This is a genomic window from Bradyrhizobium sp. UFLA06-06 (genome assembly GCF_054820065.1).
Genome location: NZ_JADFUD010000019.1, coordinates 81,206 through 100,574 on the forward strand (window position 1 = coordinate 81,206; position 19,369 = coordinate 100,574).

The 19,369-nt window shown below is 58.6% G+C and carries 14 protein-coding genes; 1 reads left to right on the plus strand and 13 read right to left on the minus strand.

The annotated features are described in order from the left end of the window. The first annotated feature begins 298 nt into the window (after positions 1–298). Entirely contained in the window at positions 299–1,675 is a 1,377-nt protein-coding gene (locus tag IF803_RS18245; RefSeq protein ID WP_461193008.1) for a hypothetical protein, read from the plus strand. A gap of 54 nt (positions 1,676–1,729) precedes the next feature. On the opposite strand, the gene wecB is transcribed toward IF803_RS18245, so the two are convergent. The 13 genes from wecB to asnB (IF803_RS18310) form a co-directional block, all read right to left on the minus strand. Beyond that, on the minus strand, positions 1,730–2,776 hold the full coding sequence (wecB, locus tag IF803_RS18250) for a non-hydrolyzing UDP-N-acetylglucosamine 2-epimerase (RefSeq protein WP_461193009.1): 1,047 nt from the start codon (positions 2,774–2,776) through the stop codon (positions 1,730–1,732). Beyond that, on the minus strand, positions 2,777–3,835 hold the full coding sequence (locus IF803_RS18255) for an NAD-dependent epimerase/dehydratase family protein (protein WP_304496229.1): 1,059 nt from the start codon (positions 3,833–3,835) through the stop codon (positions 2,777–2,779). 2 nt (positions 3,836–3,837) lie between these two features. Next, positions 3,838–4,770, minus strand: coding sequence for an NAD-dependent epimerase/dehydratase family protein (locus tag IF803_RS18260; protein WP_304496230.1), 933 nt, complete (start codon positions 4,768–4,770; stop codon positions 3,838–3,840). A 14-nt stretch (positions 4,771–4,784) separates the two neighbouring features. Then, complete coding sequence (locus tag IF803_RS18265) at positions 4,785–5,732, minus strand: NAD-dependent epimerase/dehydratase family protein (protein ID WP_028343083.1); 948 nt, start codon at positions 5,730–5,732, stop codon at positions 4,785–4,787. 36 nt (positions 5,733–5,768) lie between these two features. Then, complete coding sequence (locus IF803_RS18270; protein ID WP_461193010.1) at positions 5,769–6,785, minus strand: NAD-dependent epimerase; 1,017 nt, start codon at positions 6,783–6,785, stop codon at positions 5,769–5,771. Positions 6,786–6,793: 8 nt separating this feature from the next. After that, entirely contained in the window at positions 6,794–8,077 is a 1,284-nt protein-coding gene (locus IF803_RS18275) for a nucleotide sugar dehydrogenase (RefSeq protein WP_461193011.1), read from the minus strand. 119 nt (positions 8,078–8,196) lie between these two features. After that, positions 8,197–10,113 carry an asparagine synthase (glutamine-hydrolyzing) gene (gene asnB / locus IF803_RS18280; protein WP_304496232.1) on the minus strand — a complete coding sequence of 639 codons (1,917 nt, stop codon included), beginning with the start codon at positions 10,111–10,113 and terminating at the stop codon, positions 8,197–8,199. Positions 10,114–10,255: 142 nt separating this feature from the next. Continuing rightward, positions 10,256–11,269 carry a class I SAM-dependent methyltransferase gene (locus tag IF803_RS18285; protein ID WP_461193012.1) on the minus strand — a complete coding sequence of 338 codons (1,014 nt, stop codon included), beginning with the start codon at positions 11,267–11,269 and terminating at the stop codon, positions 10,256–10,258. A 61-nt stretch (positions 11,270–11,330) separates the two neighbouring features. Then, on the minus strand, positions 11,331–12,569 hold the full coding sequence (locus IF803_RS18290) for a glycosyltransferase family 4 protein (RefSeq protein ID WP_304496234.1): 1,239 nt from the start codon (positions 12,567–12,569) through the stop codon (positions 11,331–11,333). Between the two features lie 22 nt (positions 12,570–12,591). Continuing rightward, positions 12,592–14,502, minus strand: coding sequence for an asparagine synthase (glutamine-hydrolyzing) (gene asnB / locus IF803_RS18295; RefSeq protein ID WP_461193013.1), 1,911 nt, complete (start codon positions 14,500–14,502; stop codon positions 12,592–12,594). A 21-nt stretch (positions 14,503–14,523) separates the two neighbouring features. Further along, positions 14,524–15,717 carry a glycosyltransferase family protein gene (locus tag IF803_RS18300; protein ID WP_155258680.1) on the minus strand — a complete coding sequence of 398 codons (1,194 nt, stop codon included), beginning with the start codon at positions 15,715–15,717 and terminating at the stop codon, positions 14,524–14,526. Between the two features lie 15 nt (positions 15,718–15,732). After that, the gene (locus tag IF803_RS18305) at positions 15,733–17,331 is read right to left on the minus strand and encodes a glycosyltransferase (protein ID WP_461193014.1); all 1,599 of its coding nucleotides are present in this window, start codon (positions 17,329–17,331) and stop codon (positions 15,733–15,735) included. A 78-nt stretch (positions 17,332–17,409) separates the two neighbouring features. Then, positions 17,410–19,356 (minus strand): asparagine synthase (glutamine-hydrolyzing), encoded by a 1,947-nt coding sequence (asnB, locus tag IF803_RS18310; RefSeq protein ID WP_028343093.1) that lies wholly within the window; start codon positions 19,354–19,356, stop codon positions 17,410–17,412. Between the last annotated feature and the right edge of the window lie 13 nt (positions 19,357–19,369).

Sequence of the window (19,369 nt, forward strand, 5' to 3'; positions counted from 1 at the left end):
CTCGGCGCGCTTGGCCTTTGTGAGCGTGGCAAAGGTCCTTGCGACAAGCCTCGCCGGATAACGGCGATCCGATCGGGGACATCTGCTCCCCTACCCCGCGGAGCAACAAGCGGCATTTGCGTTATTAACCAGGAATAATAGGATGAAGGACCGGCATTGTTCTTGTCGTCTTATCGGCGTCGTGCCATGCCCCTGGCTCAAAAGGCGGCATCGGTTGGCGATCGCGGGTCAGTCTGCCGAATACGATGACTATCCACGAGACGGTCCAAACGCACAGCCGATACGGCGGTAGGTGAGAATGAACGATCGCGCTATTCAGCTGGAGCCTGGTTTCGGATGGCGCCAGGCAAAGCTTGCCCTGCTTGCCTATGCCCACGTCGTGGTTTGCTGCATCTCGCTGTACTGCATCACGATCACCGATTCCTTCCCGGGTGTCATCGCCTTCGACAAGTCACACCTGGCATCCGCAATCGTCAACGTGTTGGCGTTCAGTCCCGTCGTCATCCTGTTCGCAATCAGTCGCTTCAGCTTTGGCTATCTCGTCGGCTTCTATTTCTACATCATGGTCCTGGGGTATCTCTGGCTGATCGAATTTTCGGTGCTCGATTACGATCATCGCCTGGCGCTCGCCTCGATCGTGCTTTCGGCGCTCGCATTCCTCGCCCCCGTGCTGTTCATCACCGCGCCGGTACGGCAGGCTGTCGTCATGCCGGCGCGCGCCTTTCACATGATGCCTTCCGTCATCCTGATTGCCTCGGCCGCAATCATCGGCATCGGGTCTCTCTACAACCTCAAGCTGGTCGATCTCGCCGAGATCTACAAATATCGCGCGGAGCTCGCGTTGCCCGGCGTCTTGCGATATGCGGTCTGGATCGTCTCGAACGCCCTGTTGCCGTTCGCCTTCGCCTGCTTCGTCGCCAGCAAGCGGATCTGGCAGGCAGGGGCCGCTCTGCTTCTGATGCTAATGTTCTACCCGATCATGCTGACCAAGATGGCGCTGTTTGCTCCGGTCTGGCTGCTGTTTCTCGCGCTGATCTGCAAGCTGGCTGAGGCCAGGGTCACGACGATCCTGTCGTTTTTCCTGCCTATCCTGATCGGCACTATCCTGTTCTTCCTGGTCAAAGCCGAGGTGCTGCCGCTCAAGCCCGCACTGGTTTATTTCGGCACCGTCAACACCAGGATGGTCGCGATCCCGTCGCTCGCCCTTGAAGTCTACAACAACTACTTCTCGGCGCACCCGCTGACCCATTTCTGCCAGATCAACGCGTTGAAGCTCGTGGTTGCATGCGCCTATGACGAGCCGATATGGGCCGTCATGGCCAAGGCCTACGATCTCGGCGCCTTCAACGCTTCGCTGTTCGCCACCGAAGGAGTCGCTTCGGTCGGCCTCGTGCTCGCCCCGGTATCCGCGCTGGGCTGCGGCCTGATCATTGCCCTCGGCAATCGCCTGTCGTCCGGCTTGCCCGCGCAATTCGTGCTGCTCTCCGCGGGGTTGCTCCCCCAGGTTCTCCTCAATGTACCGCTTTCGACAGCCTTGCTGACGAACGGCACCGGGCTGCTGTTCCTGCTCTGGTACATTACGCCGCGGTCAGCGTTCGACCAGACGGCAACGTCGACGACTGCGGCAGGCGAGCGCCTGCAAAATGCAAGCTTGCAGCAGGTCGTCCTGAACTGAATCGAGCACAGAGGCTACGAAGCTTCAGTACTCGGCAATTACGCTTCGATCAACCTAAGGCAAGCCGCCAGAACTCAACAAACGCGTGACATTGTAAGCTGCGCGACCGGTCCCGTATTCCTCTATCTCGCGCCGAATGGCCTGCGCCGGTTGCATCCAGAGCCGATTCCAGCCGTGTGCAATCGTTTCCGTCCACTCGGTTTCGTCACGCAGTGTGGTGCAGGGCACGCGATGGAAATAGGCCTCCTTCTGGACGCCTCCCGAGTCCGTATAGACTTCAACTGCGTTGTGCAGAAGCTTGGCCATATCGAAGTAGCCGACTGGATCAATAATCTTCAAGCCGTCGAGAGCAACTCCCATACGCAAAGCAGCCTGCCGGGTGCGCGGGTGCAGCGGTAGAACAACAGGGTATTTCTGCGACTGATCCTGCAGAAACCGCACGACGGCCAGAAGCTGCTCCCGGTCGTCGGTGTTTTCAGCGCGATGAATCGTAGCAAGTGAATATGTCTTCGGGACCAGCCCGAGGCTGGTGAGTATGGTCGAACTTTCCTCGGCCTTGTCCGTCACGAACAAGGTTGCATCGTACATCACGTCGCCGACGTGATGTACGCCTTTGGTTACGCCCTCGGCGGCGAGGTTGGCAACGGCTGCGGCCGTCGGACAGAAATTCAACGTGGCAAGATGGTCGGTTACCAGCCGATTGATTTCCTCTGGCATCCGGCGATTGAACGAACGAAGCCCCGCTTCGACGTGCGCGACCGGAATGTGCAACTTCGACGCCGCGAGCGAGCCGGCCAAAGTCGAATTGGTGTCACCATAGACGACAACCCAGTCGGGCTTTTCCGTGAGCAGGATAGGCTCTATCGCAATCAGCATACGTCCCGTCATGTCGGCGTGACCACCGCCATGGATATCGAGATGATATTGCGGCTTTGGAATATCCAGCTCCTCGAAGAACACGTCGGACATGTTCGGGTCGAAATGCTGACCGGTATGCACCATCACTTCCGTGAGTCCGTTGGTCTCGCGGATCGCACGACTGACAGCCGCCGCCTTGATAAATTGCGGACGGGCGCCGACAACCGTGAGAATCTTCAGCATTCAGGAATACCTTGCGACATCGGGCAGCTGCGCAACGTGATCTCGCATGCAGCCGACGATGCGCTCGCGATTTGCGCGCGTCCAATCGATGGTTTTCCGAAGACCATCCTCGTGAGACACGGTCGCGACGAAGCCGAGTTTCTCACGCGCCTTGGCCGGATCGCCGAAGCGCTGCCCCGACCTGTCCCAATCCCGCGCCGGCGTCAGCGCAATCGGCGTCACATTGCCGACGATGGAATTCACGCGGGTCGCTAGTTCAAGAATGCTGGTTTCGACGCCAGAGGCGAGATTGTAAATTTCGCCGGGCTCGCCCAAAAGCGCGCACGCCATTAATCCTCTCGCCATGTCTTCCACATAGATGAAGTCACGAGATGCGATCCCGCCGTTCTCAACCGGCAAGGCTTCGCCGTGCAGCGCTCTCCATATGAAAGTCGGCGTAACGTTTCTCCATACGGTATGCACCGTTCCGCGCCAGCGGCCGGCGCCAAGGATTTCGCCGGGACCGTAAACGTTCTGAAAGCGCGCCTTCACGAACGGCAGCTTATATCGCGCAAAGTAGTAGTTGCCGTACATCTCGCCGATTAACTTCGAAATCGAGTACGGACTGTCGTGAAACAGAGAAACCGGCGCATCCTCTCGCGTCGCCTCGGCCCCTTGGAAGGTCTTCTCGGCCACGGCACAGCCTGCGGCGGCGTACACAACCTTCCGTAGCGAACCAATGCTCTTGAGCCTTTCAAAGAGCTTCAGGCTCGTGAGCGTATTGTTCGCGTGATCCGCAAGCGGATCGGCGATCGAGGACTGATTGCCGTGATAGCAGGCGAGATGAAAGACGTAGTCCAGGTTTCCCGGCAACGCCGCAAGCACTGCGTCGTCCGTGATGGAGTTCCGAATGAATTCGACCCGTGGATCGTCCGGTACATTTGAAACGTCGGCCGACAACAGGTTGTCGACTATGACGACCCGAGCCGGTGCCTGCTCCAGCAGCTTCTTGACGAGATTTGATCCGACGAATCCAGCTCCGCCAACGACAAGGACGGTAGCTCCATTGAAAGAACTCATCTTCACCCCTTAGGTGCAGCCAGGTGACTGTAGACGTCCGTCACTCCGTGGGCGTCGTACCACGAGAGCTGCCGCCGAATTGTCTCTTGAAACGAAACCCTTGCTTTCCAGCCGAGGATCTCTTGCGTCCTGGTAGGATCCGGCACCACGGAGGGAACATCATCTTCTCCGACAGGCACCACCTTGACATCCGGGTCGGCCGGCAACTGAAGATGCGATCGGACCAGATCGTATACGTCCTTGATGGAATGTCCCGCTCCGCTGGATACGTTGAAGATGCCGGTCGGCGCGCCCTCGGCCATCGCAATGTCTACTGCGGCGACGAAATCGGACATATCGAGGAAATCCCGGTAGGCCGCCGTGCAGAAGCATGCCTGTCCCGCCTTCAGTCGCTTGTAGAAGGTCGGGATCGGACCGATTGCGAGGCGCGGGCCGGCGACGTTCGCAAGGCGCAGGGAAACGAAAGGCAGACCGCTCATGGCCAGATATTGCTCGCCGGCGACCTTTGAAATGCCATAGCTCGTGAACGGCCGCAGCGGATGCTCGACGGCAATAGGCGTGCTCTCGGGGCGCCCGTAGCACAAGACGGTCTGGAAATTTATGACCCGGCGAATACCCGCGGTCCGCGCGAATTCAATGAGATTCGCGGTCCCCTCAACGTTCGTCGCGATATCCTCGCGCCAGTTTGCCGGATCCTTATAGGAAGCGGCCGAATGTACCAGGTGAGTTGGGGCAAAGTCGGCAAAGGCCTTCGCCACCAGATCACGATCGGCAATCGAACCTTCGACGAGATTTAGGCCGGGAAGCGCGGGCACGACCTCACGCTTGCCGGTCGCGAAATTGTCGATGACAAGAATTTCGTGACCTTGCGGCAACCAGTGCTCAATAAGGTTCGAGCCGAGGCACCCCGCCCCGCCGGTGATAATGATGCGCATCGAACTTGATCCGATCAGGTGCGGATTTCCGCACGCGCTTCCTTCAGGTGTGTGTAGCCACCGACGACGCCCTCCCTCTGCCAGCGCTCAACCGACAGACGGGCGATCTCATCGAGCGAAGTGAACTCAACTGCGCCGAAGTCCTTGAACGTGCGTTCGGGGTCCAGAAGGATGGAAGCGGCATCATCCGGACCAAGCGGCTTAACCTCGGGCTCCGGATAGTCATTGATCTTCATTGCCCGCACGACTGCGTCGTAGAGCTCCTTGATCGCGACGTCCTTGCCCGAGGAAAAATGATAGGTGCCGCGACCGACGCCATCGGCGGCCCTGACAACGACCTTTGCCAAATCACCCGCGTAACAAAAGTCCCGCCGGGCCGGCGTAACGAAGCACTTCTGTCCCTTCGCCAACCGGCCATAGAAGATCGGCAGCGGACCGGATACGTTTCTTGGCCCAATTACGTTGGCGAGCCTGAAAGTGACCCAATCCACGCCAGAAAACTGCACGTAGTTCTCGCCGGCCGTCTTCGAGATGGCATAGCTCGAATTGACGGGATTGATCGGATGATCGAGTGGGATCGGGGACTGCAGCGGCTTGGTGCCATAGCAAAGCGCCGTCTGAAAGTAGATCAGGCGAGATACGCCGAAGGTCTTGCAGGCCTTCGCGACGTTTGCCGTGCCGACGGCATTCACCAGAGCGTCGGTTCCCCAATCCTCCGGGTCCTTGTAGGACGCCGCGGTATGAACGACGATCTCGGGCCGAAAATCTGAAAACAGTCGATTGATCACGTCGGCATTCGCGATCGTGTCTTCGACCAAGGTCAGGTTTTCATGTTTGGTCAGATTGTCGGCCCGGCCGGTCGTATAGTTGTCGATCGCAACCACCTCGTCGCCGCGCGACAAGAACATATCGATGACGGTTGATCCGACCTGGCCGGCGCCGCCGGTGACAAAGATTTTCATCCGATTACCCAGATTTGAGAAAGTCAGCTACTGTTGCTAAATCCGGTAGTAGTCCCGGTACCATTTGACGAAGCGCGCGACACCTTCCTCGATTGGTGTCGCGGGCCGAAAGCCGATATCCCGCTCAAGATCCTTGACGTCGGCGTAGGTCGCCTCGACATCGCCGGGTTGCATCGGCAGCATCTCCCTCACCGCCACCTTACCCAACTCCTTCTCGAGGAGCGAGATGACATATGTCAGTTCCTCGGGCTTGTTGTTCCCGATATTGTAGATCTTCCACGGAGCGCTGCTGGCCGCTCGGTCGGGTTTGTCGCTGTTCCAATCCTGGAGGCCCTGCGGCGCTCGATCGATGAGACGAACGATGCCCTGGCTAACGTCGTCGACATAGGTGAAGTCCCGACGCATTCGACCGTGATTGAAGAGCCGGATTGGCTCTCCAGCCAGAATGGATCTGGCAAAAATGAACATCGCCATATCGGGACGGCCCCACGGGCCATACACCGTGAAAAAACGGAGCCCCGTCGTGGGAAGGCGATAAAGATGGCTATAGGAATGAGCCATCAACTCGTTCGCCCTCTTGGAAGCCGCGTAGAGACTGATCGGATGATCGACGCCATCTTCGGTCGAGAACGGGAGCTTGGAGTTTGCGCCATAGACTGAGGATGACGACGCGTAAACCAGGTGTTGACATCCGTTATGCCGGCATCCCTCCAGGATATTGAGGAAGCCCTGCATATTCGCGTCGACATACGCGTGCGGATCTTGGATTGAATATCGGACGCCGGCCTGCGCTGCCAGATGAATCACCCTGGTAAAGCGACACCGATCGAACAGCGCTTTCGCCTCCCGTCGATCAGCGAGATCAAGCTTTTCAAAGCTGAAACGGGAATTGCTTTTGAGCAGATCCAGGCGCGCCAGCTTGAGGCTGGGATCATAGTAGTCGTTGATACTATCAACGCCAACCACGTCATGGCCTTCCGACAGCAGGCGCTGACTGACGTGGAAACCGATGAAGCCGGCTGCCCCGGTGACAAGAACTGCCTTGCTGGACATGCTCGCACTCAAAGTCGCAACAGCTCAATGCCGGCCGGCCTGGTGCCTCGATCAAGCGTCGACTTCACATCGTAGACCAGACCATTGCCATCGGTCAGCAACCGCTGAATCAGCGGCCACCCGCCGGTCGCGTATTCGTTGTGGGCTACCGCCAGAACGACGGCATCCGCCGATTGCAGCTCGTTGAGCGGCAAGAGTTTGACCCCGTATTCTTCCTCAGCATCGGCTGCATCTGCGAGAGGATCATGCAGCTGCACCACCAAGCCGAACGACTGCAGCTCGCGCACAATATCGACGACCCGCGAGTTCCGCGTATCCGGGACGTCCTCCTTGAATGTGAGTCCAAGGACCGTGACTACACCGCTTTGCGCCTTGCGTCGCAGCAGCCCCCTGACGCACTCCCGCGCCACCCGCTGCCCCATGCCGTCATTGATCCGCCGACCCGCGAGAATGACCTCCGGATGATAGCCGGCCTTCTCTGCGCGATAAGTCAGATAGTAGGGGTCAACACCGATGCAATGACCACCGACGAGCCCTGGCTGGAACGGCAGAAAATTCCATTTGGTCCGTGCGGCGGACAACACGTCCGCAGTATCGATGTTGAGGGCCTGAAAGATCAGCGACAGTTCGTTCATGAAGGCGATGTTCAAATCGCGCTGGGTATTTTCGATGACCTTTGCTGCCTCTGCCACCTTGATGGTCGGCGCGCGATGAATACCGGCCGTTACGACCGATCCGTAGACTTCGGCAACGACATCGAGCGTGCGCTGATCCTGCGCCGAAACCACCTTGGCGATGGTTTCGAACCGGTGCTGCTTGTCGCCCGGATTTATTCGTTCCGGCGAATAGCCGACCGTAAAATCCTCGCCCGCCTTGAGCCCCGATACCGCCTGCAGGACCGGAATGCATTCCTCTTCGACGGCGCCGGGATAGACCGTTGACTCATAGACGACGATATCGCCCCTCTTCAGCACGCGGCCGATTGATCGCGATGCGGAGATCATGGCGCCCAGGTCTGGCCGTCTCGCCTCGTCGATCGGCGTGGGCACCGTCACGATGTAGAAATCGGAGCCAGCCATTGCCTCGAGATCGGATGAGAAGACGAGCGACGGCTGACGCAGATCGTGCGCCTCAACCTCTCGCGTTCTGTCGTTACCAGCCGTGAGCTCGGCAACGCGCCTTTGGTCAATATCGAACCCGACCACCGGCACGCCCGATCGTGCAAACGACACGGCTACAGGCAAACCGACATAGCCCAACCCAATTACAGCGATGTTGCGTCCGTGTCTCATTTTCGATCCTGATTTAAGCTTGGCGCGGCCCCAAGCCTATGGAGAGCATTCGGCATGATGCGATAACATGGCAGTCGCCTTTGTCAAACATCACCCGGGTTTTCTGCCGTTCGGTTTGGCTACGATCGAACCATGGCTCTGAATTCGGCAGCCCGGTCATGGAAGCGCTGGTGCCACAATTCCAGCGACAACAGGCCCCAGGTCTTGCGCGAGAAGCGGGAAGCACTCTGAAAGTTCGCAAGCACTACGCCGCTGTTGAAGTGGTCGCGCTGGCGCGCTCGCTGCTGATCGAAGATATCCGTCACGAACTCCTGAAGCGTCCCTTCAAACCACTCCTTCAGCGGAACCGGAAAGCCCATCTTGTCCCGCCGCCTCAAGATGCCCTCGGGCAAAATATCTCGATAGACGGTCTTCATCAGTTGCTTCATCTGCCCGCCCTTGAACTTCACGTCGGCGGGCACGGTCGCCAGAAACTCGACCAGTGGGTGATCGAGTAGAGGCACCCGGCTCTCGAGTCCGTGCGCCATACTCATTCGATCTTCGACCTGCAGCAATGCCGGCAAGAGACACTTGAAGTCGAAGTGAGTCATCTTGTCGAAATAGGCTTCCTTCCTCACATTGTCCTTGTTGTTAAAGATTTCGCGGAACGCCTCAAAGACGCGCGGCTTGTCGAGCGACTTCCAATCGACTTCACCGACCATGTCGGTGGAGCGGTCAACAAGCCTGAAATACCGCTTGTCCAGATCGTCGAACAACCCCTCGCGCCAGAACTCCTTGATCATCGGCTTGTATTCACGCAGCAAGCCAAGATTCGGAACGATGGACTCGATCGTAACGACGTAATTTCCTTCCCGGTACGTACCGTCCATGGCGGCCTTGATGCACTGCTCAAAATAGGCGACGAGATATCTCGCGTAGCCACCAAGAAGCTCATCCCCGCCCTGCCCACCGAGTACGACTTTCACATGCTTCGCAGCGAGCGCGGACACCATGAATTGCGGAAAGGAGCCCGGGCCGGCAACCGGGAAATCAAGATGGTAGATGACATCGTGCAGCGAGCGTCTGAAATCCTCCGCGGTGATATCCGCGATATGCACCGTCATGTCGGCCCGGTTGGCCACTTCCTGCGCATAGCGGCTCTCGTCGTACCCCGGGTACTCCGTGAAGCGGCCGTGGAAAGCGAGACGATTGCGATGATCGTGACTCGAAGCCAGAAGGGCGACGAGGCTCGAGTCGAGTCCTCCTGACACGTAGCCGCCGATCGGGACATCAGCCCGCAAATGGACATTCATGGAGTCGGCGATCAACTCCCTGAATCGTTCCTCGAAATATCTCGGGCTGTGGTCGAAATCGACGACATACTGCACGTCCCAGTAGCGTTGAACGCGAACATTTCCATTGTCGACTGTGAACACATGCCCAGGCAGGAGTGCGTTGACATGCGCAAAGAGCGTCTTGGCACCAATCGTATACTGGAACGTCAGATATTCCGCGAGCGCGGTCGAGTCAGTGCGAATCTCCGGCAGCAGGGGCAACAAAGCCTTGGCCTCTGATGCAAAGAACAGAGTGCCGTCCTGCTCCGTATAGTAGAAGGGCTTGATCCCGAAACGGTCTCGCGCGGCGAACAGTCTTTGCCGTCTCTCATCCCAGATCGCGAATGCGAACATTCCCCTCAGATGAGAAACGCAATCGTCTCCCCACTTGTCATAAGCGGCAAGGATCACTTCCGTGTCTGACGTCGAACGAAACGCCCATCCGGACGACAGCTCGTTGCGCAGTTCGATGTAGTTGTAGATCTCACCGTTATACGTGATGACGGTGCCGTTCGGCGCAATCATCGGCTGCGCGCCACCCGTCGACAGATCGATGATGGCGAGCCGTCGGTGGACGAAACCCACGCGCCTGTCCCTCGATGTCCACTCGCCGGCCCCATCGGGACCGCGATGACTGATCAGCGAGGACATTGCGCGCAGCGCTGCCTCTCCCTTGGGAAAGGGATCGGAGCCTAGCGACAGGAAGCCGGCAATTCCACACATACGATAACCCTAAGCTGTTTCGAATTCAGGAATGGGCGCAATCACACGGTTGCGCCGGACCGTTCAATCCCACGCCATGAGAGCAGTGTCCTGAGATCCGAAAGCTACCTCTGTGCATGGCGCGGCGGCCACACTCGATAGCTCAACTTCTTCCGGGAGACAGCTCGGGCGCGCGAGCTCGCGCCTCTACGCCGTTCCCACCGTAGTTCGCTTCGACTCCAACCAGGCCGATCGCATCGAGCGCTTGCGCAATCTGCTCTGTCGACCTCTTGTGCTTGTACCGGTCGGTGAGCGCGTCATGAGTATCCAGGACAGCCCAAGCATAGAGCAGCTTGGGTCCCAGTTGTCCATAATAGTCGTGATAGTCGAGAACGGGCGAGTAGTAGAGGACGGCCTGCCGAAATTTGCTGCCGAGCGGAAGCTTTCGGTAGCGCCAGCTCAGGCGGTGCAAGGGCCACAGGACCGCAACGAGCGTCTTGATGAAATTCATCGCAAGCTTTGCATCCTGCCGAATAAGGAACTTGCGCAGCCGCTGGCGCGTCTTGGTCATGTCCTCGTGGCTGTATCGATAGTGATCGATCACCAGAAGCCCCCCCGGGGCGACGTGAGCCGCAAGGGCCTTGATGGTCTCATCTGGGTCGGGGGTATGCTGGATGACTCCAAGGCAGATCACGACATCGAATGATTGAGGTGCAACCGGAAGAGCACGGATATCGGCCTGACAAACGAAATAGCCCGGCTTTCCCCCGCAGTTCTCCAGGTTTGCCTCGACGGCGGTCGAAAGGTCGCACGCAAACACCTCCGCGCCTTCGGATAGCAGCACCTCGGTAAACCGCCCCGCGCCGCAACCTGCCTCCAGGACCTTCTTGCCACGAACGGCGTCGAAGCCGCCAAGACATCGCTCCAGCCGATCCCGGCTGATCGACGTTCCCGTAAAGGAGTCCAACTGGGTCTTGCGGAAAGTCTTCCATTGCAGTCCAAAAGCTGCGGCGTAGTTCTCCGGCGCAACAAAGCGCGGAATGCCCCCGACGACGGGATACGTACGACCACCGGATGCCTTTAGCGCCGTTGTCCGGTTGGAGATGTCGTCGGACATCGGCAATGGCTGCAGTGATTCACCCGTCTCAGGGCAGATGAGTGGAACGATCGGCTTCATGCTGGCGAGTTATCCAATTGAAATAAGGTCGGGAGTCCAGGAGTGGGGGCGCAAGCTCATGTCAGACGCGTAGCCAATAGCGGACCACATCGACCAGCATGAGCGGACGATAGAAGGCGCGCTTTCGAGGCTTCGAGGCCAATTCCCGATACATCGCCTCGACACGCTGCACGTCGATGGGGAAGTTGGCCTGTTCGACAACGATAGTCCGCCCCCTGGCAGCGATACGCTCACGCAAGGCCTCATCCTCGAGCAGGCGAAGGATCGCATTGGCGACATCAGCGGGATCGATGTCGGCAAACAGTACGCTTTCACCGTCCTTGACAATCTCACCATAGCGATCGAGCCGACCGACGACGTTTGGGACCCCACAGGCCATCGCTTCGAGAAGCGTCTGCGGCAGGCCATCCGAGCGCGGGATTCCGACAGCAACTTCCGCAATGGAATAGAACATCGGCATCTGGTCATGGGGGATGCGGCCAACAAAGCTGACATGGCGCGCGAGGCCGAGCGCTTCAATCCGCGCCACGAGTTCTGCGCGGTACTGCGGATCGGCAGCATATTCCGTGACAACCAGATGCGCCGACTGAACCCGCTTGACCACCAACGCCATGGCTTCGACAAGGACATCGATATTATAGAACGGCTGAAGGATCTTCGGGCTGAGCACGACCCGGGCGCCTTCCGGAATTCCGCATTCGGCGCGAAGCGCTGACGCATCCATCGGCCGGAACTGCTGCGGATCAACTCCCCACACCACGCGCGTCGCTTTGCTGCCGTAGCCGCCGAGCTCATTGAGCTTGCCAATCAGGAAGTCGGATTTTGCCGTTATGCGGTCGGCTACCGCAAAGAGTCTCTTGGTCAACGCAATTCCGCGTTGCGTCGGCGCCCCCTGCTCTTCGTAGAGGACGTCGCCCCCCATGACGCTGACCACCAGAGGTCGAAATCCCAGAGCGCCTGCCAGCCACGCCCAGGTGCTATATGCGTAATGCACATGGATGACGTCCGGGTTTGTCGTCCTGACGAGCCGACGGAAATCGAAGAACAGCCGCGCCATATCGGACAGTCCGCTCAGATCCCGCCGGGCCAGCTTGCTGCCCAAACGCACAAGGCGCGAGATCCATTCATCCTGTCCAGGGCGAACAGACGGCGTGAGTTCTATGATTTCGCTCAGTCCGGCGGCGGGAGGAGCACTCAGCAGGTAGACCTTGTGCCCCAAGGGGGAAAAACAGCGCACCCGGTTCACGACATGGGTGCTCGTAGCGTAACCAATCGCCAGAATCTTCAACGGACGGGTCATCGAAGCTGCCACCTTCGTCCCGCTAAGCCGCCGAACCGACGGTCATTGCAGAATGGCCGGGATCAAGAACTTGCCGGTGCCAAAGCTCGAGCATGAGCAGCACGAACAGCCGGTTGCCGATATCGTCGCCGCCTTTCATGTGACGATCCACCATTGTCGAGACAACATCGGGTCTGAAATATCCCCTGCGCGCGACGCTTGCTGGCGAAAGCAGGTCATAGACCATGTCCTTCAACCCAGTCCGCAGCCACTTGCCAAGCGGCAGATTGAAGCCTGCCTTGGGGCGGTAGAGAATGTCGGTTGGCAGATGCGACTCCATGGCTTTCTTCACGATCAATTTGCCCTCGCTTCCCTTGATCTTGAGATCGCCTGGCAATGAGAATGCCCATTCGACCAGCTCGTGATCCAGAAATGGAACGCGCGCCTCAACGCCAGCGGCCATTGTGAGCCTATCGACCTTGGTCAGCATCTCGCTGATCAGCGATGACTTCATATCGGTGTAGAGCTTGCGCGTCAGCTCCGGCTGACCGATCGTCGCATCGTAGTGTTGGGCCGTGATATTGTTCGACCACGCTTCCTTTAGATGAGGCCAGAGATCAGGGTGCACAAAATCCACGAGATCCATGTCCCGGAAGCACGCATAACTGTCGATATAGCGCCCCGACTCTCGCTGATCCCTGCTCATTGCGCGCCACAACCGGTGTCCCGGAGCAATTCGATTGCCGATGGCTCCAGTCCGAGCGAGAATCCGCTGCAGGGGGCCGTATTTTTGCCCGCGCAGCGGGACGAAGTCTTGGTGCCTCCAAGCGTATCCGGCAAACACCTCGTCACCGCCGTCGCCCGTCAGAACGACCTTGATTCCGTCGTCCCTCGCCGCTTTGGCCAGAAAGTAGATCCCGAGCGCCGATGACACGGCAAAGGGTTCATCGCAGTGCCAGGCCATCGCGGGAAGAAAGTCGCCCGCCTCCGCGCCGAGGTCTATCTCCCGGTGCGCGGTACCATAGCGCTCCGCCACGGCCCTGGCATAAGGTCCCTCGTCGAAAACCTCATCCCCACGAAACACGACAGAAAAGGTTCGCATGCCGGCGCTGGCCTGCGGCCCGACCAAGGCGACGACCGAACTCGAGTCGACCCCACCGCTGAGGAAAGCGCCCACCGGTACATCCGCGACAAGATGGCTTCGAACGGCGCCTCCAAAACGCTCATCGAATTCAGCGCAAGCGTCGGCGAGCGAAAGAGCGCGCGGAGCGGCCGGCAAGGGAACGCTCCAGTACTCGCGGTCCTGCACATCACGTCCGCGAACGATAAGCACGTGACCGGCCTCGAGCCGCCGAATTCCCTTCAGAATTGATTGCGGATCCGGAATGCTGAGGAGATGAAGGAAGTCCGCCAGCGCCGCCTGATCGACCTCGCGCGGCGTGCGCGGGTCCGCCAGAAGTGACTTCAACTCCGATGCGAACGATACGGCGTCCTGGCCAACATGATAGTAGAGCGGCTTGATCCCGATCCGGTCGCGTGCGAGCAGCAGCGTCCTTTGCCCGGCATCCCAGATCGCCAGCGCGAACATGCCTCGCAACCGCGTCAGGAAGTCCACGCCGTAGCATCGATAGGCTTGCAAAATAACCTCGGTATCGGACGAGGTTCGGAAGGCATAGCCTCTCTTTTGCAGTTCGCGCCTCAGCTCGACGAAGTTGTAGACTTCGCCGTTGTAGACAATGCGGACCTGTCCGTCGTCGGAAACCATCGGCTGTTCGGCGGCCACCGAGAGGTCGATGATCGAAAGGCGACGGTGACCCAGCCCCACAGGGCCGTTCACCCATATGCCCTCGGCGTCCGGACCTCGATGGGCGACAGCTCTTGTCATCGCCACGACCAGTTCGCGATCAACCGGCCTTTGCCGATCAAAATTCAGGATTCCCGCGATTCCGCACATCTTGAATTATCTGCCCATTGGCTAAAGAGCGCGTGCCAAAATGTCGGCCACGCGATGATCGTAGGTGTGCCCGGACATCGCCAAATCATAGGCACGTTCCGCAATCTCGCGGCAATGCGTCTCGTCCCGGAGCGCACGGACAGCCTCGTCGACGTTCGACAGGTCGGACCGCACGGGGATATAGTGCTCGTTGGCCCTGAGAATGCCGTTATAGCCTCCTTCGATCAGGACTTGGCAGGTCTTGGTACCAATCGCTTCGAAGTGCCTTGACGAGATGCTCTTGCCCGACACGCCGCGGGGGACGCCAATAAAGAACTTCTCGAACACTTCCTCGAAGCTGGCATCCTGGTTCTGCTTCAGGTTGTAGGTTCTGGCGCGATCGAGAAGCGCGCCTTTTTCATTGAGGTAATAGGTCCCAGATTCCGCGCCGATCAAGGTGCGGCAGCGATTGAGGAAGACAGCCCAATCGTCGCGCGGCATTCGCGACGAGCGGCCACCTCGAATGTCACATCGAATGCCCAGCTCCTCGCCGTGCTTTTCAAAATACCCAATCAGATCGGTTCGTTCTCGATCTCCAACAAAGGGCCAATAGATGTCACCGACAAACCCCACGTCGATATCACGACGCGCATCAGGCTGCGGTGAATATACGGAAGGATTGAGCGCGTGCGGCGTCGCAAGGATGCGCGTTCCTTCCAACTCGCCATAGAGATATTCGGCCGCCGCAATGGGAAGCTGACTGCAGAGGAATTCGGCTTTCACCTCCCGGCAAAACTCGAGCTTCTGATCGAGCAGATCATACTCGTTGCCAAGGAATACTATGATGGGACAAGCGCGGCGGGCCAGGAATGGAGCCGCTCGGCTAATCAGCGACAGGTCGTCGCCGGCCGCGACATGAGACACGATGATGAGATCGTAAGATCGAATGCGCAGCAGATGGCGTCCAAGATCGACCAGGTTGTTGATGTCGCAAACCGTTACATCGAGCTTGGGAGACCGGCAAAACGCATCGCGCCAGTCCCTAACGTATGAGAGGCGCTGGTTAAAGTCATACAAATGCGCATAGAGGTTGCGTACCAGTGCACTGCGCTGGAGCGGGCCGGGAGGCTGAGCACCTGCCTTTACGCCAAAAACACCACGCAGCACCGTCGCAGCCGTCAGGACGACCTTCCCGGTTCCGTTTTGGTCGAGGAAAAGAACTTTCTTCTTTGTCACCTTGTTACTTCTCAGTCAGTGCGCAACTTTGTCTTCAATGCGCGACACATTTGGAGCCGACTTGCTGAGATGTCGATTAAGAAGCGGCTCGAGCGTTCGCTCCTCATACGCCCAGCAAAGCTCCTGACGGCTTACCCGAACATTTTCCCGAAAGGTCTCGCGAACTTCGTCATTCTCGACCAGCAGCTGGAGCGCTGATCTGATCTCGTTGGCATCCTGCGCATTGGCCATGATTCCAAGCTTGTGGCGCTCGGCAACGCGTCGGATCTGCTCGAGATCGGGATAAACCAGCGGCAACCCTGCCGCCACCGACTGAAAGAAGCCGTTCGGCAGGATGTTGGGATATTGGATAGTCCTCTTGAAATAGAGCAGGACCGCGACGTCGGCTGACGCAGCGACGGGGACGATTTCCTGTGGCAGCACGGGCGGAACGAAGTGCACGCGGCCTTCCAGGCCACGCGTCGCTAGCGCGTCGTTGCAATCGGGATAGCGTCCGCCCAGGAATGCGAGATGAACGTGCTTCGGCAGGGATACCAAGGCGTCGAAGGCGCCTTCGAGGGTCATGCCCGACTTATAGTTTCCGATAAACACGACGAGGAACGCTTCCGGCGCGAGACCAATCGCGTCGCGGATTGTCCGGGGAACTTGACGATCCAACCGGAAATCATGCGCGTTGCGCAGGATCACCGGCTCGCACCCAAACCGTTCGCGCATCAAGGCTGCGATACCCTCATTCACCGTCACGACGTCGGAGGCGAACCGGATACATGCGGCCTCAATCGCGCCTTCGAACGGAATCACCCACTTCTTCCAATAGGAAGAGACAGTGGGGTCTTCCTTTTGATGCTGATAGAAATCATGTGCGTCGTAGATCATCCTGGCTCGATACCGAAGGCAGAGCAGGAAAACCGCAGGAAATTGATAGAATGAGTGAAGATAGTAGAGATCGGCACGAGGAGTGACGGAAAGGACCTTAAAGACGTGTTGATCAAGGTATGTCGCGAGATAGTTAGCGAAGGCCAGAGGGTTGATGGCAGCAGCACGGAGTGATTGGGAGATTCCAGCAGGAAGAATTCGAGTGGGCAACCACCCCACGACTTCCCTGGCAAGCAGGATCATCGCGTAGGGAAGAGCGAAAATGATCTGCGCGATAGAGGGACGCTGTTGGAGTTGCTTGCCTCCATTCAGGGAAACAAGCGCTCGAAGAAGGTTGCGCTGCAGGGCGCGCGCGACACGCCTCAAGCCTGGAATACGAAGGGCAAGCCGGCCAATAGGCCATCGCTGCAGTATCGACAGGCTCTTGATATCCTGAATTCCAACGGGATCTGGAGCAGCGGCAGCTAATTTCTCCTCAGCCACGGGGGGTGGAGCTGCGACCGCTTCGGCCGCGACTGGCGCAGAATCAGTGGACGTTTGAGGCTGAGCGCGGGCGCCGATCGAAATGATCTCGAACGGGATTGGCTCATCGGCAAGGCGGCTCGGCGCCCCCTCGATGACAATCGATCTGAATCCAAACCGATGCACAGAGGTGACTTGTTTGAGCGTCCGGCTGTCAGCCGACAATGGCAGCGGCGTTAGCGAAACAACAACGGGCCTGCGGTCCACGTCCTTCATCCGATTCTTCACCCAGCAATCAGGCAGTTCGGGAGTCCAGGCTTCCACGATACAAGAAACGAAAATACGTGAGAGCGATCAGACATTGAACTGCTTCCGCCACATATAGAGATTGAGCCAACGCCAAGGCAAAAAGTCGAGACGGCCAGCTTCCTTGATATTCGAGAAAGCGGCGCGGGCGCCGTCGCGGTCGATGAAATCGGCAAGAGCATCCGAGTTTACGGCATCCGAGATGAGAGGACTCAACACGGTTGTCTGCCAGTGCAGCTCCGGCGTTGCGAAGCCCATCTTTCGAGCGCGCATCCTGACAGGTTCCGGCAAAATTCCATCCATCGCGTCACGCAGCACACGCTTCGCGTAGCCGCCGCGGAATTTGATGTCAGACGGAAGCGCAAATGCAAAATCAACCAAACGATGATCGAGAAACGGCACCCTGGATTCAACCGAGAAAGCCATCGAGTTTCGATCCTCGAAGCGCAGCAGCGCCGGCAGGTTGCTCTCGAAGAAGAAGCGGCGAAGCACGCTCGCGAATGGCGCCTTGGCGTCCCACTTGGTCTCAAAAGACTGCAATCTGGTCCGCGATGCGTCAGCACATGCTCGTTCGAAATCCGCCCGCATCCAGGGGAGCTGAGGCGCGCTCGCTGGTGGCGATTTCTCGCCAGCCAGGGCGGCGAATATCCCGCGCAGCCGGCTCCATGGAAGAGTCGTATGCCAAGGTGTTCCTTGCATGCGGGACCACTGCCAGCTCTCAAGCAATACCTTCAGGAATCGCCCCTTCGCAGCCATCTCCAGGAAGAAGTGCGGTACAGTGCTCGCGTAGCCTCCGAGCATCTCGTCCGACCCCTGCCCGTCGAGCACCACTTTCACGCCCCTATCACGTATCAAGCGAAACACCGACCACTGCGCGAAGATGGAGGTCGACCCAAAGGGCTCGTCCTGATGCCATATGAGAGCTTGCAGGTCCGCCTCAATGTCCCTGTCGCCCGGCTCAATGAAATGCGGCTGCACCTCGGCTGCAGCCATGTTCTGCCGGGTGAATTCCAACTCATTCGCTACGGCGATGTCGAAGTGGCAGCTAAACGCGTGCCTCTCGACCGGCAATTGCGATTCTTGTGAAATATCCCGCATCAGCACCGCAATGGCGCCGCTGTCCAGTCCGCCCGAAAGACAGGTACCCACCGGCACATCGGCGCGTAGATGGATGCGAACGCTTTCGCGAAGCAGTTCGCGGAATCGTCGGGCCGCCTCTTCCGGCGAAATGCCCTCGAGCACGGGACCCGCGGCGGGGGTGTAGTACCGCCGCTCGTCCAGCCCGCCCTGGTCCAGGGGCAATACGAGCGTCCTTCCAGGACGGAGCTTGCTGATACCGGCAAAAAACGTCTCGTCACTGACGTCTGAAATCTCGTACTGAAGATAATCGTACACCGCTCGGGTGTTGAGCGTCCGTGGCACCCACGGGACTTCAAGCAGTTGCTTGATCTCCGAACCAAACGCAAAGCGGTCGCCGACCGCAGCATAGTGAAGCGGCTTGATCCCGAAACGATCGCGCGACAGAATCAGGTGACGTTGGCGAAGATCGAGGATTGCGAGCGCCCACATTCCGACGAAGCGGGTGAAAGCATCAGGTCCCCATGCCTCATAGGCTCGAAGAATGACTTCCGTGTCGGAATGAGAGCGGAATATAGCCCCGCGCCCCTCCAGTTCGGCGCGCAGTTCAAGATAGTTATAAATTTCGCCGTTGTAGGTGATCCAGAGTCGCCCGTCATCGGACGCCATCGGCTGATGGCCGGAGTCCGACAGGTCGATGATGGCGAGCCTCCGGTGCGCAAGAAGGAGATTGGCCTCATCTCCATTTGCAGACAAATCACCGTCGGGAATGACTTTCCCCCTGCCCTGTCGCGTATCGAACCAGACGGCCCCCTCTCCGTCAGGACCACGGTGCGCAGCAACGGACAACCCCTTGAGGAGATCCCTCGGTGGCATGCGGAATCCACCGCGATCGAACACGCCGAATATGCCGCACATCAGCGATACGACA